General features: G+C 66.1%; 16 protein-coding genes and 1 pseudogene. 13 read left to right on the top strand and 4 right to left on the bottom strand.

The features are described from left to right. The first annotated feature begins 2 nt into the window (after nucleotides 1-2). The 9 genes from ruvB (at nucleotide 3) to D0901_RS00535 (ending at nucleotide 7,257) form a co-directional block, all read left to right on the top strand. Nucleotides 3-1,040 (top strand): Holliday junction branch migration DNA helicase RuvB, encoded by a 1,038-nt coding sequence (gene ruvB, locus D0901_RS00575; RefSeq protein WP_129138345.1) that lies wholly within the window; start codon nucleotides 3-5, stop codon nucleotides 1,038-1,040. After that, entirely contained in the window at nucleotides 1,037-1,438 is a 402-nt protein-coding gene (ybgC, locus tag D0901_RS00570; protein ID WP_129138344.1) for a tol-pal system-associated acyl-CoA thioesterase, read from the top strand. The genes ruvB and ybgC overlap by 4 nt, the downstream gene beginning before the upstream one ends. An 18-nt stretch (nucleotides 1,439-1,456) precedes the next feature. Then, complete coding sequence (tolQ, locus tag D0901_RS00565; RefSeq protein WP_129138343.1) at nucleotides 1,457-2,146, top strand: protein TolQ; 690 nt, start codon at nucleotides 1,457-1,459, stop codon at nucleotides 2,144-2,146. Nucleotides 2,147-2,161: 15 nt separating this feature from the next. Continuing rightward, complete coding sequence (tolR, locus tag D0901_RS00560; RefSeq protein WP_129138622.1) at nucleotides 2,162-2,602, top strand: protein TolR; 441 nt, start codon at nucleotides 2,162-2,164, stop codon at nucleotides 2,600-2,602. Nucleotides 2,603-2,611: 9 nt separating this feature from the next. Then, on the top strand, nucleotides 2,612-3,748 hold the full coding sequence (gene tolA, locus D0901_RS00555; RefSeq protein ID WP_129138342.1) for a cell envelope integrity protein TolA: 1,137 nt from the start codon (nucleotides 2,612-2,614) through the stop codon (nucleotides 3,746-3,748). Beyond that, nucleotides 3,748-5,037, top strand: coding sequence for a Tol-Pal system beta propeller repeat protein TolB (gene tolB, locus D0901_RS00550; protein ID WP_129138341.1), 1,290 nt, complete (start codon nucleotides 3,748-3,750; stop codon nucleotides 5,035-5,037). Before tolA ends, tolB begins: the two co-directional genes overlap by 1 nt. Before the next feature lie 55 nt (nucleotides 5,038-5,092). Further along, nucleotides 5,093-5,632, top strand: coding sequence for a peptidoglycan-associated lipoprotein Pal (gene pal / locus D0901_RS00545; protein ID WP_129138340.1), 540 nt, complete (start codon nucleotides 5,093-5,095; stop codon nucleotides 5,630-5,632). A gap of 76 nt (nucleotides 5,633-5,708) precedes the next feature. Further along, nucleotides 5,709-6,476, top strand: coding sequence for a tol-pal system protein YbgF (gene ybgF / locus D0901_RS00540; protein ID WP_129138339.1), 768 nt, complete (start codon nucleotides 5,709-5,711; stop codon nucleotides 6,474-6,476). 19 nt (nucleotides 6,477-6,495) lie between these two features. Beyond that, complete coding sequence (locus D0901_RS00535; protein WP_129138338.1) at nucleotides 6,496-7,257, top strand: YciK family oxidoreductase; 762 nt, start codon at nucleotides 6,496-6,498, stop codon at nucleotides 7,255-7,257. A 56-nt stretch (nucleotides 7,258-7,313) separates the two neighbouring features. Here the strand turns inward: D0901_RS00535 and D0901_RS00530 are convergent, their stop codons facing one another. From D0901_RS00530 to D0901_RS00520, 3 genes are read right to left on the bottom strand one after another with little or no spacing between them, the layout of a single operon-like run. After that, nucleotides 7,314-7,997 (bottom strand): HAD family hydrolase, encoded by a 684-nt coding sequence (locus tag D0901_RS00530; RefSeq protein WP_129138337.1) that lies wholly within the window; start codon nucleotides 7,995-7,997, stop codon nucleotides 7,314-7,316. Further along, a complete protein-coding gene (ubiG, locus tag D0901_RS00525) occupies nucleotides 7,994-8,725 on the bottom strand; it encodes a bifunctional 2-polyprenyl-6-hydroxyphenol methylase/3-demethylubiquinol 3-O-methyltransferase UbiG (RefSeq protein ID WP_129138336.1) in 732 nt (243 codons plus the stop codon). The genes D0901_RS00530 and ubiG overlap by 4 nt, the downstream gene beginning before the upstream one ends. Continuing rightward, entirely contained in the window at nucleotides 8,722-10,086 is a 1,365-nt protein-coding gene (locus tag D0901_RS00520) for a TRZ/ATZ family hydrolase (RefSeq protein WP_129138335.1), read from the bottom strand. The genes ubiG and D0901_RS00520 overlap by 4 nt, the downstream gene beginning before the upstream one ends. A 250-nt stretch (nucleotides 10,087-10,336) precedes the next feature. Between D0901_RS00520 and galU the strand changes: the two genes are divergently transcribed. The 3 genes from galU to D0901_RS00505 all read left to right on the top strand — a co-directional run bounded on the left by galU (nucleotide 10,337) and on the right by D0901_RS00505 (nucleotide 13,858). Next, entirely contained in the window at nucleotides 10,337-11,224 is an 888-nt protein-coding gene (gene galU, locus D0901_RS00515) for a UTP--glucose-1-phosphate uridylyltransferase GalU (RefSeq protein ID WP_129138334.1), read from the top strand. A 3-nt stretch (nucleotides 11,225-11,227) separates the two neighbouring features. Further along, nucleotides 11,228-12,523 (top strand): nucleotide sugar dehydrogenase, encoded by a 1,296-nt coding sequence (locus D0901_RS00510; RefSeq protein ID WP_129138333.1) that lies wholly within the window; start codon nucleotides 11,228-11,230, stop codon nucleotides 12,521-12,523. A gap of 588 nt (nucleotides 12,524-13,111) precedes the next feature. Then, a complete protein-coding gene (locus tag D0901_RS00505; protein ID WP_129138332.1) occupies nucleotides 13,112-13,858 on the top strand; it encodes an SDR family oxidoreductase in 747 nt (248 codons plus the stop codon). A gap of 171 nt (nucleotides 13,859-14,029) precedes the next feature. Here D0901_RS00505 and D0901_RS00500 read toward each other — a convergent pair whose 3' ends face one another. After that, the gene (locus D0901_RS00500) at nucleotides 14,030-14,617 is read right to left on the bottom strand and encodes an NAD(P)H-dependent oxidoreductase (protein ID WP_129138331.1); all 588 of its coding nucleotides are present in this window, start codon (nucleotides 14,615-14,617) and stop codon (nucleotides 14,030-14,032) included. 353 nt (nucleotides 14,618-14,970) lie between these two features. On the opposite strand from D0901_RS00500, the pseudogene D0901_RS00495 reads away from it, so the two are divergent. Continuing rightward, a pseudogene (locus tag D0901_RS00495) lies at nucleotides 14,971-15,234 on the top strand (DDE-type integrase/transposase/recombinase); the annotation flags it as partial. Between the last annotated feature and the right edge of the window lie 275 nt (nucleotides 15,235-15,509).

The raw sequence follows: 15,509 nt of genomic DNA, 5'->3' as shown, positions 1-15,509 counted from the left end.
CGATGATCGACAGCGATCGCCTGATAGCCGCCGCGCCCCAGGAGGGCGAGCCTCATCACGACCACGCGATTCGTCCCCGGCGGCTGACCGACTACATCGGCCAGCCCCGGGTCCGCGAACAACTGGACATCTTCATCGCCGCCGCGCGCCGCCGCGGCGACAGTCTCGATCACACCCTGGTATTCGGCCCGCCGGGACTGGGCAAGACCACGCTCGCCAACATCATCGCCTCCGAAATGGAGGTCGACATCAAGTCGACCTCCGGGCCGGTGCTGGAACGCGCCGGGGATCTCGCCGCCATGCTCACCAACCTGCAGGCGGGCGACGTGCTGTTCATCGACGAGATCCATCGTCTGCCGGCCGCCGTGGAAGAGGTCTTGTACCCGGCGATGGAGGACTTCCAGCTCGACATCATGATCGGCGAGGGGCCGGCGGCGCGCTCGATCAAGCTCGATCTGCCGCGTTTCACCCTGGTGGGCGCGACCACTCGCGCGGGGCTTCTGACCTCGCCGCTGCGCGATCGCTTCGGCATCGTCCAGCGCCTGGAGTTCTACGCCATCGACGAGCTCACCGAGATCGTCGCCCGCTCGGCGCGGCTGCTGGGCATCGAGGCGGAGCCGGCGGGAGCCGCCGAAGTCGCGCGGCGCGCGCGGGGGACGCCACGCATCGCCAACCGGCTGCTGCGCCGCGTGCGCGACTATGCCGAGATCCGCGGCGACGGGCGGCTGACCGAGGAGACCGCCGACCGGGCCCTGAACATGCTGCACGTCGACAGCCACGGGCTCGATCACATGGACCGCCGGCTGCTGCTGGCGATGATCGAGAAGTTCGACGGCGGGCCGGTGGGGGTCGACAGCCTCGCCGCCGCGATCAGCGAGGAGCGCGACACCATCGAGGACGTCATCGAGCCCTATATGATTCAGCAGGGCTTCATGCTGCGCACCGCGCGGGGGCGCATGGTCACCCGCCAGGCCTATCTGCATTTCGGTCTGGAGGCCCTGGAAGGCGCCCCCGAAGCGAGTGGCGAGGGACGCCCATGACGGCATTCGCGATTCCGGTGACGGTCTACATCGAGGACACCGACGCCGGTGGCATCGTCTATTACGTCAACTATCTGAAATACATGGAGCGGGCACGCAGCGAGTGGTTGCGCGCCGGAGGCCTGACCCAGCGCGGATTGCTCGACGACGGCATCCAGCTGGTCGTGCACCGGCTCGAATGCCGTTACGCCAAGCCCGCCCGACTCGACGACCGGCTCCGGGTCACGGCCGAGGTCGTCGAACGCACGTCGTGCCGGCTGCGTTTTCGCCAGCAGGTGCTGGCAGGCGGGGAACCCTTGTGCGACGCGGACGTCGATATCGCCTGTATCGACGCGACGCGACTTCGCCCTACACGGTGGCCGGCGGCACTTGCCGCGGTCTTGAATGGATACGCTTAACCACTGACGAGGACGCACGTGAACGATTCCCTGTCCATTCCCAACCTGATCATGAACGCCAGTCTGGTCGTCCAGTTGGTGATGTTGCTGCTGATCGTGGGGTCCATCGCCTCCTGGGTGGTGATCTTCCAGCGCAGCTTCGTCCTCAGCCGGGCGAAGAAGGCCCATCGTGCCTTCGAGGACCGCTTCTGGTCGGGGGTCGACCTCAATGAGCTCTATCGCGAGACGCCGCCCGAACAGGACGTGGTCGGCGCCGAACACATCTTTCGTGCCGGCTTTCGCGAATTCAACCGGCTGATGCCCAAGACGCGCAGCAGCCAGGCGATTCTCGACGGCGTGCAGCGGGCGATGCGGGTCGCCTGGTCGCGCGAGGAGGAGCGCCTCAACCAGCACCTGATCTTCCTCGCCACGGTGGCATCGTCGAGCCCCTACATCGGCCTGTTCGGTACCGTGTGGGGCATCATGGGCTCCTTCATGGGCCTGTCGATGGCCCAGCAGGCGACGCTGTCCACGGTCGCGCCCTGGATCGCCGAGGCGTTGATCGCCACCGCCATGGGGCTGTTCGCGGCGATCCCCGCGGTGATCTTCTACAATCGCCTGTCCGCTCAGTCCAACCGGATCCTGGGCCAGTACGAGGACTTCGCCGAGGAGTTTCATTCCATCCTGCACCGCAACCTCCAGGGGCGCGGTGATCGCGAGGCAGCCTGAGGAGCGACGGTCATGATGCACGGACCCTTCAATCGCGGCCCGCATCGCAAGCCCATGGGCGAAATCAACGTCGTGCCCTTCATCGACGTGATGCTGGTGCTGCTGGTGATCTTCATGATCACCGCCCCCATGATGACCCAGGGGGTGCAGGTCGAACTGCCCAAGGTGACCTCGGAGCCCATCGACGTCCCCGACGACAGCGAGCCGCTGGTCGTTTCCGTCAATCGCGACGGCGAATACTTCCTGTCGGTGGGTGACGGCCAGACACCGCTGAGCCTCGACGAGATCAGCAACAAGGTGATCGCCATCCTCCAGCGCAAGCCGCAGACGCCGGTGATGGTGAAGGGGGACCAGAGCGTTTCCTACGGGCAGGTCGTGACGCTGATGAGCACGCTGCAGACGGCCGGGGTGCCCAACGTGGGGCTGATCTCCGATCCGCCCCCGGCGAAGCGATGAGGAAACACGATGGCTAGAAAGGAAAGGCGGGTAGGCTATGGTCTACCTGTGGTCCTCGCCATTGGCCTTCATCTGGGCGTGCTCGTCTTGAGTCTCCTGCACTGGCCGGCCAGCGAGCCCGAGCCGTCCTCCGCGTCGATCGTCAAGGCGACCCTGGTGAGTACCGAGACGGCGACCGATCAGGCGCAGCGTGCCCAGGAGGCCCAGGCGCGCGCCGCCGAGGCCCAGAAGCAGGCGGAGCAGGACGCCAAGGCGAAACAGGCCGAGGAAGACGCCCAGGCGAAAGCCGAACGGCAGGCGCGCGAACAGGCCGCCAAGCAGCAACAGGCCGAGGCGGCGCGTCAGCAGCAACTCGAGGCGATCGAGAAGGCGCGTCAGCAGGCCGAAGAGGCCGCCCAGCGTCGTGCCGAGGAAGCCGAACAGGCTGCCCAGCGTCAGGCCGCGGCGGAGAAGCAGCGCAAGGCCGAAGCCGAGGCCCGCCGGCAAGCCGAAGCCGAGAAACAGCGCAAGGCCGAAGAGGCTCGCAAGCAGCAGGCCGAGGCCGAGAAACAGCGCAAGGCAGAAGAGGCCCGCAAGCAGGCCGAGGCCGAGAAACAGCGCAAGGCCGAGGAGGCCCGCAAGCAGGCCGAGGCCGAGAAACAGCGCAAGGCCGAGGAGGCTCGCAAGCAGGCCGAGGCCGAGAAACAGCGCAAGGCCGAGGAGGCTCGCAAGCAGGCCGAAGCCGAGAAAAAGCGCAAGGCCGAAGAGGCGGCCGAACGCGCGGCACAAGCGGCCAAGCAGGCTGCCCAGCAGGCGCTCGATCAGTCGATTGCCGGCGAGGAGCAGGCGATCGCCAATGCCAGACAGGCGGCCCAGGCGGCGAATGGCTTCAAGAATTTGGTCAAGCGTGCAGTGGAACAGGCCTGGATCATTCCGGCATCGGCGAGCAATCAGCTTCGGGCCGTGGTGCACCTCACCCTGCTGCCCACCGGCGAGCTGGTGGATGCCACGATCCAGAAGAGCAGTGGCGATCCCACTTTCGATCGCTCGGTATTGCAGGCCGTCGAGCGGGCGGCACCGTTTCGGGAAATGCGCGACTTGCCGCCATCGGCACAGCGCCAGTTCCGTGACTTCAATCTCGATTTCAACCCTGAGGATGTGCGCTGATGAAACGACTGACCCCGTATTTGTGCGGCTGGTTGATCCTGCTGTTCAGCAGTCTGGCCAGTGCCGACCTGACCATCCAGATCACCAAGGGCAGCGATCAGGCGATTCCCATCGCCGTGGTGCCCTTCGCGGAACAGGATGGCACGCTGCCCGAGGACATCGCCGATATCGTCAGCAACGATCTGGCCCGCAGCGGCCAGTTCGATCCGCTCGCCCGCAGCGCCCTGGTGGCCACGCCCCACACCAGCGATCAGGTCTACTATCGTGACTGGCGGGCCGTCGACAGCAACTACGTGGTCGTCGGCCAGGTCACGCCGCAGGGCAACGACTACCGCATCCAGTTCGAGCTGATGGATGTCTACGGCGAGAAACGCATGCTCGGCGAGGCGGTCACCGTCTCGGCCAATCAGTTACGCGCCGGGGCTCACTATGTCAGCGACAAGGTGTTCGAGGCGATCACCGGCGTGCGTGGCGCCTTCTCGACGCGCATCGCCTACGTCACGGCACAGGGCGCGGGCGACGATCGCCAGTTCGCGCTGCATGTCGCCGACGCCGACGGCCACAACGGCCAGCAGATCCTCGGTTCCGACGACCCCATCATGTCGCCCGCCTGGTCGCCCGACGGCAAGAAGCTGGCCTATGTGTCCTTCGAGTCGGGCAACTCGGCGATCTACGTGCAGAATCTGGCGACCGGTCAGCGTGTGCAGCTGACCTCGTTCTCCGGCATCAACGGCGCCCCGGCGTGGTCGCCCGATGGCCGGCGGCTGGCGATGTCGCTCTCCAAGGACGGTCAGCCGGAAATCTACGTGATGGATATCGGGTCACGCGGTCTGCAGCGCCTGACCAACAACGACTCGATCGACACCGAACCGTCCTGGGCGCCGGACGGCCAGAGCCTGGTGTTCACCTCGGATCGCAGCGGCGGCCCGCAACTCTACCGCTACAATCTGGGCAGCGGGCAGAGCGAGCGCCTCACCTTCACCGGCAACTACAATTCCCGTGGGCGCTTCTCCCCGGACGGCAAGACGCTGTTCATGATTCACCGCGGCAACGACGGCTTTCATGTCGCCAGGCAGGATCTCGACACCAACCGGCTGACGATTCTCAGCGACTCGCGGTGGGACGAGTCACCGAGTGTCGCGCCGAACGGCAGCATGGTAATCTTCGCTACCCAGCAGGGTAACCGCGGGGTGCTGAGTGTGGTGTCGGCCGATGGCAATGCGTCCTACCGTCTGCCCTCGGCCCAGGGCGACGTGCGCGAACCGGCATGGTCGCCCTTCATGAATTGACGTCGCGGGACAAGCGACATCTCGTGTCATTCGAATTCCGAGCAAGGAGTTGACAATGAAGTTCAAACCGTACGCCAAAGGTCTGGCAGTGGCTGTCTCGTTGGCCGTGATGGCCGGCTGTTCCAGCAGCGGTGGCACCCAGGACGGGAGCATGAATGGCACCGGCGGAGGCACCGCAGGCGGCATGGGCGCCGGTGGCCAGGGCGTCTCCGGCGGCCAGGTCAGCGGCACCCAGATGGGAGGCGGGCAGCAGCAGCAGGCCGGCATCCCCGACGTGCGGACCATCTACTTCGATTACGACAAGGACACCATTCGTCCCGAATTCGAGTCGGTGCTGAATTCGAACGCCCAGTATCTGCGCAGCCACCCCAACGCGAACGTCGTCCTGCAGGGCCATACCGACGAGCGCGGTACCCGCGAGTACAACCTCGGCCTCGGGGAGCGCCGGGCGCAATCGGTGGAGCGTTTCCTGACCGTGCAGGGCGTGTCGCCGTCGCAGATCGATGTCGTGAGCTACGGTGAGGAGCGTCCGGCGGTGGAAGGACACAACGAACAGGCTTACGCCAAGAACCGTCGCGTCATCCTCGATTACTGAGCAACGCTGTCTCGCCCGGATCCGCGATGATATCGGCGGTCCGGGCGATGTCTTCCAGTCATAGGCGGAGTCGAGCATGAAACACCGTCTGAAAGGACTGTGCGGCGCGGGAGCCCTGGTGCTCCCGCTGACCGTATGGGCCGCCCCCGTGGTCGAGGATCTCGCGGCCAAGCAGAGCAACTTCTATCAGCAGACCCAGGCTCGCGAGGAGCCCGGGGGCAACCTGGTACTGTTCAACCAGCTCCAGGAGAATCAGGAGGCCATCAAGCAGCTGCGCGGTCAGCTCGAGGAGCTGCGCTATCAGCTCGAACAGCAGAAGCAGCTCTCCCAGGAACGCTATCTGGATCTCGAGAAGCGTGTCGATCAGCTCGGCCGCGGTGGTGGTACCGGAGGCAGTGACGCGGGTGCCGCGTCCGACGGTCAGCGTGTCGACGACGGTGCCGCCGACAGCGTGGCGGCCGCCAGCCAGGACGGCCGACAGGCCTATCAGGCGGCCTTCGAGAAGGTTCAGGCGCGGGATTTCGATGCCGCCACCCGTGCCTTCGAGGCGTTCGTCAAGGATTACCCGCAGTCGCCGTTGCGACCCAACGGCTATTATTGGTTGGGGGAGCTCTATTCGGCGCGTTCCGAACTCGACAAGGCGGCGCAGTCGTTCAATACCGTGATCGAGGATTACTCGCAGAGCAGCAAGGTGCCCGATGCCCTGTACAAGCTGGGTCTGCTCAAGGCGCGCCAGGGCCAGCCCGATGCCAGCAAGCAACTGCTCCAGCGAGTGACCCAGGAATACCCCGACAGCAACGCCGCCAGCATGGCCAAGGACTTCCTCAACCAGTCCGGCCTGTGAGGGGCAGGGAGACGGCGTCATGACCTGCAAGATCGACTATCGAGCGAGCGACGACCTGCTCGCCGATCGCGTGATCCTGGTGACCGGAGCCGGCGACGGGATCGGTCGGGCCGCCGCAAAAAGCTATGCGGCCCATGGTGCGACGGTGATCCTGCTGGGGCGTACCACCGCCAAGCTGGAGAGCGTCTACGACGAGATCGAAGCGGCCGGCGGCCCGCAGCCGGCGATCTTCCCGCTCAACTTCGAGGGGGCAACGCTCAAGGACTATCAGGAGATGGCCGAAACGCTCGACAAGGCGTTCGGCCGCCTGGACGGCATCCTGCACAACGCCGGTCTGCTGGGACGGATCACGCCCTTCGAGCAGTATCCGCCGGCACTCTGGGAGCAGGTCATGCAGGTCAATCTGAATGGCCCGATATGGATGACCCAGGCTCTGCTGCCATTGCTCAAGGCGTCTCGCGACGCCTCGGTGATCTTCACGTCCTCCAGTGTCGGTCGCAAGGGGCGTGCCTTCTGGGGTAGCTACTCAGTCTCCAAGTTCGCCACCGAGGGCTTCGTCCAGGTGCTGGCCGACGAACTCGAGAACCTGTCGTCGATCCGCGTCAACAGTCTCAACCCCGGTGCGACGCGCACCCGAATGCGCCAGAGCGCCTTTCCCGGCGAAGACCCGGCGACGCTGCGCAGTGCCGAGCAGATCATGCCCACCTATCTGTGGCTGATGGGCCCGGACAGCCGCGGGCATACCGGCGAGCGGTTCGACGCTCAGCCGCCGCGGCGTTAGGGGCTGAGCCCGCCGGTCGCCCGCTCCGGGCCGACCGGCGTCGCGCCATCCCGCCTTCAGGCGTCGCGCTCGACCGCCAGCAACGCCGCGGCCAGCGCCTGCGGCGTCTCGAACCAGCGGTCGGCCTGCCAGCGCTCGCGATCCTCCGCCTCGTCGATGTAGCCATACCCCACCGCGATCGCGCGCATGCCGGCAGCATGCGCGGCGAGCATGTCGCGGGCATGATCGCCGATGTACCAGCACGCATCCGGGGCGACACCGAGTTCACGCGCCGCGGCCCACAGCGGTTCCGGGGCGGGCTTCTTGACCGGCAGATCGTCGGCGCACAGCAGGGCACCGGGCTCGAGACCCAATGCCTCGATCAGTGGTGCCGCATAGGCGCGCGGCTTGTTGGTGACGATTCCCCAGGCGATACGCGGCCGCGACCAGGCGGCCAGCAGCGGCTCCAGACCGGGGAAGACCCGGCTCTCGGCGGCGACGTCGCGCCCGTAGCTGTCGAGCAGGAACTGCCGGGCGCTGGCGTGATCGGGGTGCGAGGCCTCCAGGCCCAGTGCCAGGGTCACCAGGGCGCTGCCGCCGTTGGAGACCTGGGCGCGAATCAGCGGATAGGGCAACGCCTCGAGCCCGTGATGGGCGCGCAGGGCGTTGGTGGCCCGGGCCAGGTCCGGGGCAGTGTCGACCAGGGTGCCGTCGAGGTCGAAGAGCAGGGCCTGAGGAGGCGTGGTCGCGGGCTCGCTCATGGCGTCTCCAGCGAGCAGTGCATGAGGTAGTTGACCGAGACGTCATGGGCCGCGAGGCGATAGCGGCGGGTCAGCGGGTTGTAGGTGAGCCCGCTCTGCTCGCGCACGCGCAGCCCCGTCGCCCGGCACCAGTTGGAAAGCTCCGAGGGGCGGATGAACTTGCGATATTCGTGGGTGCCCCGCGGCAGCAGGCCGAGAACGTACTCGGCGCCGAGAATCGCGAAGGCATAGGCCTTGGGGTTGCGATTGATGGTCGAGAAGAACACATGCCCGCCAGGGCGGACCAGCGTCGCGCAGGCGCGCACCACGGCCGCCGGATCGGGCACGTGCTCGAGCATCTCCAGGCAGGTCACGACGTCGAACTCGCCGGGATGCTCGTGGGCCATCTCCTCGGCACTGGCTTGGCGGTAGACCACCTCGGCGCCGCTTTCCTGCTGATGGAGGCGGGCCACCGACAGCGGCGCCTCGCCGAGATCGATGCCGGTCACCGTGGCGCCGCGATGGGCCATCGCCTCGCTGAGGATGCCGCCGCCGCAGCCGATGTCGATCACCGTCTTGCCGGCGAGGCCGGCGCGCGCGTCGATGAAGTCGAGACGCAGCGGGTTGATCTCGTGCAGCGGCTTGAACTCGCCCTCGGCGTCCCACCAGCGATTGGCCAGTGCCTCGAACTTGGCGATTTCATTGTGATCGACGTTATGGCGGCGGTCTTCGCTTTGCGCCTGAGTCATTGAGCCTCTCCCGATTGGCTGGTGGCGGCCATGGCGCGCTGCTGTTCCATGGCCATGCGCGTGAGTGCCTCGACATCGCTGTCGCAGAGAATGCCGTCCACCAGCCGTGGGCGACCCGCCACCCAGGAATGGCTGACCTGACGGCTGTTCATGGCGTAGACGATCGCCGAGGCGGGGTGATGGACGGGCAGGGTGTTGACGGCCTGCAGATCGACGGCGATCAGATCGGCCTCGAAGCCGTCGCGCAACTGGCCGATCCGGTCGCCGAGCCCCAGCGCGTGCGCGCCGTCGCGGGTGGCCATGGCCAGTGCCTCGATGGCCGGCAGGGCCGCGGCATCGCCGCTGACGCCCTTGGCGAGCAGCGCGGCACTGCGCAGTTCGTCGATCATGTCCAGGTCGTTGTTGCTGGCGGCGCCGTCGGTGCCCAGAGCGACGTTGACGCCGGCGCGCCGCAGGCGCTCGACCGGACAGAAGCCGCTGGCCAGCTTGAGGTTGGACTGCGGACAGTGGATGACCTGGGTGCCGGTCTCGCGCAGCATCGCCAAATCCGTGTCGTCGACCTGAGTGACGTGGACCGCCTGGAAGCGCTCGCCGAGCAGCCCGGCCTCGAACAGGCGCTGCAACGGCCGCTTGCCGTGCTTGGCCAGCCCCTGCTCGACCTCGTCGGCGGTCTCATGGACGTGCATCTGAACCGGCAGGTCGAGCCGCTCGCGGGCCTCGAGCAGGCGCCGTAGGCTGTCGTCGCCGACGGTGTAGGGGGCGTGAGGGCCGAAGGCCAGTTCGATCAGCGGATGATCGCGATAGCGTTCCACCAGTGCCCGGGTGCGTTCGAGGCCGGTGCCGAAATCGGCGGCCCAGGGGGTAGGGAAGTCGATCAGCGGCGTGCAGAGCTGGGTGCGGATCCCGGCCTGGGCCACCACCTCCGCCACCGCTTCGGGGGCCAGGTACATGTCGGCGAAGGTGGTGGTCCCCGAGCGCAGCATCTCGGCGATCGCCAGGCGCGTGCCGTCGGCGACGAAGCGCGGATTGACGTGGGCCGCCTCGGCGGGCCAGATGTGCTCGTTGAGCCAGGTCATCAGCGGCAGGTCGTCGGCGAAGCCGCGCATCAGGCTCATCCCGGCGTGGTTGTGGGCGTTGACCAGACCGGGCAGCAGGGCATGGTGGCCGAGGGCCAGCACTCGGCGCGCCCTGACCCGACGGCGCGCTTCCTCGATGGGCCAGGGGCCGAGCAGCCGCCCGGCATCGATCGCCACGGCATGGTCGTCCAGGGTCGGCAGACCCTCGCTCATCGGCAGCACCCAGCGGGCCTCGATCAACAACTCGACGTCGAGCGGGGTGCCTGGCGGAGCATGAGATGGCATCGCGGACCTCCTGCGGTATGATCCCGGCATTCTACCTGTTATCGAGCGCTTTGGGGGGCGGCCGGGACGCTGGCATGTCTGTCGCGGTTGGCGTTTACCCCACCGATTCGCCGTTGACGGTCACGTCGGGCGCGCATAGATGTTATCGTTTGTGAACGAGGCGCCCGGGCGTCTCGGCTCGCTGCAGGATGCGGCGGGTCACGCAACGCTATGACATACTCGAATCATTCGTGCATGAAGGAGGGACCCCATGATCCGTAAGGCTGTACTTCCCGTCGCCGGGCTCGGCACCCGCTGCCTGCCCGCCTCCAAGGCGATCCCCAAGGAAATGATCACCATCGTCGACAAGCCGGTGATCCAGTACGTGGTCGAGGAGGCGGTCAAGGCCGGCATCAAGGAGATCGTGCTGGTCACGCACTCCAGCAAGGGGGCGATCGAGAACCACTTCGACAAGCATTACGAACTCGAGGCGATGCTCGAGGCCAAGGGCAAGGACGACATGCTCGCCGAGGTGCGCGGCATCGTGCCCGACGACGTCAGCATCATCGCCGTGCGCCAGCCCGAAGCGCTGGGCCTGGGCCATGCCATCCTCTGCGCGCGCCCGGTGATCGGCGACGATCCGTTCGCGGTGTTGCTGCCCGACGTGCTGGTCGACGATGCCGGCCTGACGCGCAACGATCTGGCGGGAATGATCGAGGCCTTCGACAAGACCGGCGCCGCGCAGATCATGGTCGAGAACGTGCCCGAGGAACTGACCTACAAGTACGGCATCGTGGCGCTCGACGGCGAGACCCCGGCGCCGGGCAAGAGCGCCCCGATCAGCGACATGGTGGAGAAGCCCAAGGTCGAGGAGGCGCCGTCGACGCTGGCGGTGATCGGCCGCTATCTGCTGCCGCCGGAAATCTTCCCGCTGCTCGCCGACACCCCGCCGGGCGCCGGTAACGAGATCCAGCTCACCGACGCCATCGACCGGCTGCGTCAGGACAAGCCGGTCGCCGCCTACCGGATGCAGGGCGCGACCTACGACTGCGGCCACCAGCTCGGCTATCTCGAGGCCACGCTGGTCTTCGCCAAGCGCCATCCCAAGTTCGGCGACGGCTTCAACGCCCTTCTGCAGCGTTACGCCAGCGAGGGGTAAGCGATGCGAATCATCGTGCATGGAAGCGAGCTCGCGGCGGCCACGGCCGCGGCGGCCCTGGCGTCGGTCGGCCATCAGGTCGACTGGTATCCGCATCCCGATGCGCCCTGGAGCCAGCTGGCCGAAGCCGATTGGCTGTCCCGCGAACCCTCGGTGGCCGAGCAGCTCTCGGCCAGCCGCGAGGCCGGGGCGCTGCAGGTGTTCGATGCCACCGACGGTCTCGAGACCTGCGGCGAGGTGGATATCGTATGGCTGGCCCTGGCGCCGGACCAGCGCGAGGCCGCCGAACAGTTCATCGACGCCATCGCCGGCGGGCAGACCTCGCCGCTGGTGGTGGTCAACAACTCGACCTTCCCGGTGGGTCAGACCGAATCGCTCGAAGCCCTGCTGCGGCACGCCTCTCAGGTGGCGGTGGTGCTGCCCGACATGCTCGAGGAGGGGCGCGCCTGGCAGGTCTTCACCCGACCGTCGCGCTGGTTGCTGGGCTGTGAGGACGACTGGGCGGCGGATCAGGTCCGCGAACTGTTGCGCGCCTTCAACCGGCGTGCCGAGGTCTTTCAGCGCATGCCGCGGCGTGCCGCCGAGCTGACCAAGCTGGCGATCAACGGCATGCTGGCCACCCGCATCAGCTACATGAACGAGGTGGCCGGGCTGGCGGACTCGCTGGGCGTGGACGTCGAGCACGTCCGCCAGGGGATGGGCGCCGACACGCGTATCGGCTACGAGTATCTCTATCCCGGGTGTGGTTTCGGCGGCCCCAATTTCTCCCGCGACCTGATGCGTCTGGCCGATGTCCAGCACGAGACCGGGCGCGAGTCCCAGTTGCTCGAGCAAGTCCTGGACATCAACGAGCACAAGAAGGAGACGCTGTTCCGCAAGCTGTGGACGCATTTCCACGGCCAACTGGAAGGGCGTCGCGTGGCCATCTGGGGGGCGGCCTTCAAGCCGGGGACCACGCGCATCGACCACGCGCCGGTGCTGACCCTGCTACGGGCGCTGTGGGCCCAGGGCGTCCACGTGCAACTCCACGATCCGGCGGCACTCCCGGCCCTGCGCAAGGAGGTCGGCGCCCATCCGTTGCTGAGCCTGTACGAGGACGATCCCTATGCGGCCTGCGAAGGGGCCGATGCGCTGATGCTCGTCACCGAGTGGAAGTGTTACTGGAACCCGGACTGGCGGCGTCTCGCGGAGACCCTCGGCTCGCGCCTGATTCTCGACGGTCGCAACATCTACGACCCCGTCTACGTGGCTGCCCGAGGGCTAGTCTATCGGGGCATCGGCAGACGTGCCGATCCCTAGCGAGGTTTTTCACAGTCAGGCCTGGCCGGCTAAGGAAATGCTGAATAAATCGACGAGCGAGATGAAGCGCGAGGCGCATGGAATGCAGAAAACGAGACATAACATGAAGTTAGGCGAGTTTTCGACCGGGCTGGCGCCCCAGTACCACGCAACGAAGCGATTCGTTGGGGACGCCGAGTCCGCGTAGGCATTTATGCAGCGTTTCTCTAACCGGAGGTTGGTACCCCAAACTGGCCTGTGGGCGATGCCAGTTGTACTGATGAAGCGAGGCAGGCAGATGCCTGCCTCTCCCTTTCCAGCTTGCATCGCTCAACATAGGCGTCATTGATGCGAGCGCTTTATGGCTGGTGCAGCCCGCACTCCTTCATCGATGGCCGGAGCGGCCAGCAGGATTCGACCATGTGGCATGAGACGCGCATTCTCATGGAGGCATCCGGCCCTTCTGGAGATGGGTTTCGTACCTTCCCTTGCCCGGTAGGCGCCGAATGAACAACCTGCCGAGAGATCACATCTCGCGTTTCCGTCTTCCCAAAATCGGCGTCGCCGCCCAGGATGGAGGCGTCTTTCAACACGAAACGGAACATTGCGATGAGTGACGTCATGCTGGTGACCGGCGGTAGCCGGGGAATCGGTGCCGCCGTGGCCCGCCTGGGAGCGGCGGCGGGTTATCGGGTCTGCATCAATTATCGGGGTAACCGGCAGGCCGCCGAGGCGGTGGTCGACGAGATCGTCGCGGCCGGCGGCCGGGCGATCGCCGTGGCTGCCGATGTGGCCGAGGAGGGCGAGGTCGTGCGACTCTTCGAGTGCATCGACCGTGAACTGGGGCCGGTGACCGCGCTGGTCAACAATGCCGGCATCCTCGAGCGGCAGTGTCGCGTGGCCGACATGGATGCTGCCCGTCTGGCCCGCATTCTGGCCGTCAATGTCACCGGCAGCTTTCTCTGCGCCCGCGAGGCGATCCGCCGCATGTCCATCGCGCAGGGCGGTACCGGCGGCGCCATCGTCAACCTCTCCTCGGTCGCCGCGCGGCTCGGCGCGCCCCATGAATATGTCGACTACGCCGCCACCAAGGGCGCCATCGATACCTTCACGGTCGGCCTGGCCAAGGAGGTCGCCGACGAAGGCATTCGTGTCAACGCCGTGCGTCCGGGGATCATTTATACCGATATCCACGCCAGTGGCGGAGAACCCGAACGCGTCGATCATCTCAAGGATACGGTGCCGATGCGCCGTGGCGGTCAAGCCGAGGAAGTCGCCCGGGCGGTCCTCTGGCTGCTTTCCGATGCGGCCTCGTATACCACCGGGACCTGTATCGATGTGACCGGCGGTCGCTAGAGTTCTCGAATCAGCACGACTCGCTGATTTCCTCACGCCGGCGTGGTGAGGCCAGGAAAAGATCGGTGGCAGGTCATTCCGGTGGGAGCGAACTGGTTCGCGATAAACATTGCCTCGGGTCAGCCGTTATCGGGAATGAGTTCGACGGCTCCGGGCATTGGCAGCAGCTCGCTATTGTGCCCAGCGCCCCAGTTCGTGGAGCTTCTCGAACCAGGCCTGTCGGGTCTTGAGTGTCAGTGACTCGACCTGGCCGATCAGTGTTTCTTCGATAGGGGCGATGCCCACGAAGCCCAGGATGTTGCGCTCCAGCGACTTGACGCTGTGAGCGCGATAGAAATGCTGGTAAACCAGCGCAGGCATGCCCATGGTCACCACCACCCGTGCGGAACGCCCGGTAAGCCCCTTGCGTCCGAAGGGATTGTGCTTCTCGTACTCGAAAGCGAAGCCCGGCCGCGCCACCTGTTCCAGAAAGCCCTTGAGCAGTGCCGGCATGTCGCCGAGCCAGAGCGGGAATATCAGCACCAGATGCTCCGCCCAGGCGATCGACGCCTGCGCGGAGCGTAGCGACTCGGGTAACGGGCCTTCCTGCCAGGCCTTCTGACTGCACAACAGCGGGAAATCCAGCGTGGCGACATCGATCACCCGCACCGCGTGGCCGGTCGCCTCCGCCCCTTCCAGGTAGTGCTGGGCCAGGGCATGGCATAGGTGCGGTTCGCTGGCGTCGGGATGGCCCTGGATGATCACGATACGCCGGGTCATGGGCCCCTCGCGGTGGTCAATACTCTTACCGAGCCTAGCGCACCGACGAGAACCGGCGAGATGGGTTTGTCTGGTACCAGCCGACATGAACTCTTTGATCGAGTGGGCTTGGGGCGCAGCGGGGCTATCACACCATTGAGCCCCGCCCTCGATGGCCTGCATACCGCCATTGGCCAGGGTAACGCTGGCGCCGAGCACCTTGGCCCAGTCGGCGTCGGTGTCCTCGTCGCTGAGCAGTTCCTTGTCGACCACCAGCAGGCCCAGTGATCTTGCCCAGCAGCAGTGGACACCTCGTTAAGGTCGTACACTAAGACGAGGTGACCCATGGCAAGGCAAGCAGCTTCGATGAAGAAGTGGCACCCAACCTGCTGGAGCAAGACTTCACCGCCACGGCGCCGAACGAGAAATGGGTTGGCGACATCACCTATCTGGCGACCGGTGAAGGATGGCTCTACCTGGCGGTGCTGATCGATCTGTTCTCACGCAAGGTGATCGGCTGGGCGATGAGCGAGCGAATGACTGCCGACCTGGCCGGGGACGCGCTCCAGATGGCGTTGTGGCGCCGTAAGATGCCCAAGAAGGTCGTCGTTCACTCGGATAGTAATACTGAGAGATGCCGGGTGTTTCAGGGTTGACCTGACTCACACAGCGATCGACCTATGCTGAAAGACCTGGTGCCGTGAGGGTTCTCGGGTCTCCTGACCCCCACTCTGATCGACCGGGTAGTGTGTCTTTCCTCGGACCTGTCGGTGACCCGGGAACACCTGGCGGCGAGGGCTCACCTCGTCGATGCATGTGACTCAAGAAGGGCCTGACGCTCGCTGCCTGTCCCGTTACTGTCGTGTCCAGGCTATCGCACTCGGTGAAGCCACCTTGCACTGATAGCCTGGAG

The sequence above is a fragment of the Modicisalibacter coralii genome (assembly GCF_004117855.1).
Classification (GTDB): Bacteria; Pseudomonadota; Gammaproteobacteria; order Pseudomonadales; family Halomonadaceae; genus Modicisalibacter; species Modicisalibacter coralii.
This window is presented reverse-complemented; position numbering and strand designations above follow the sequence as displayed.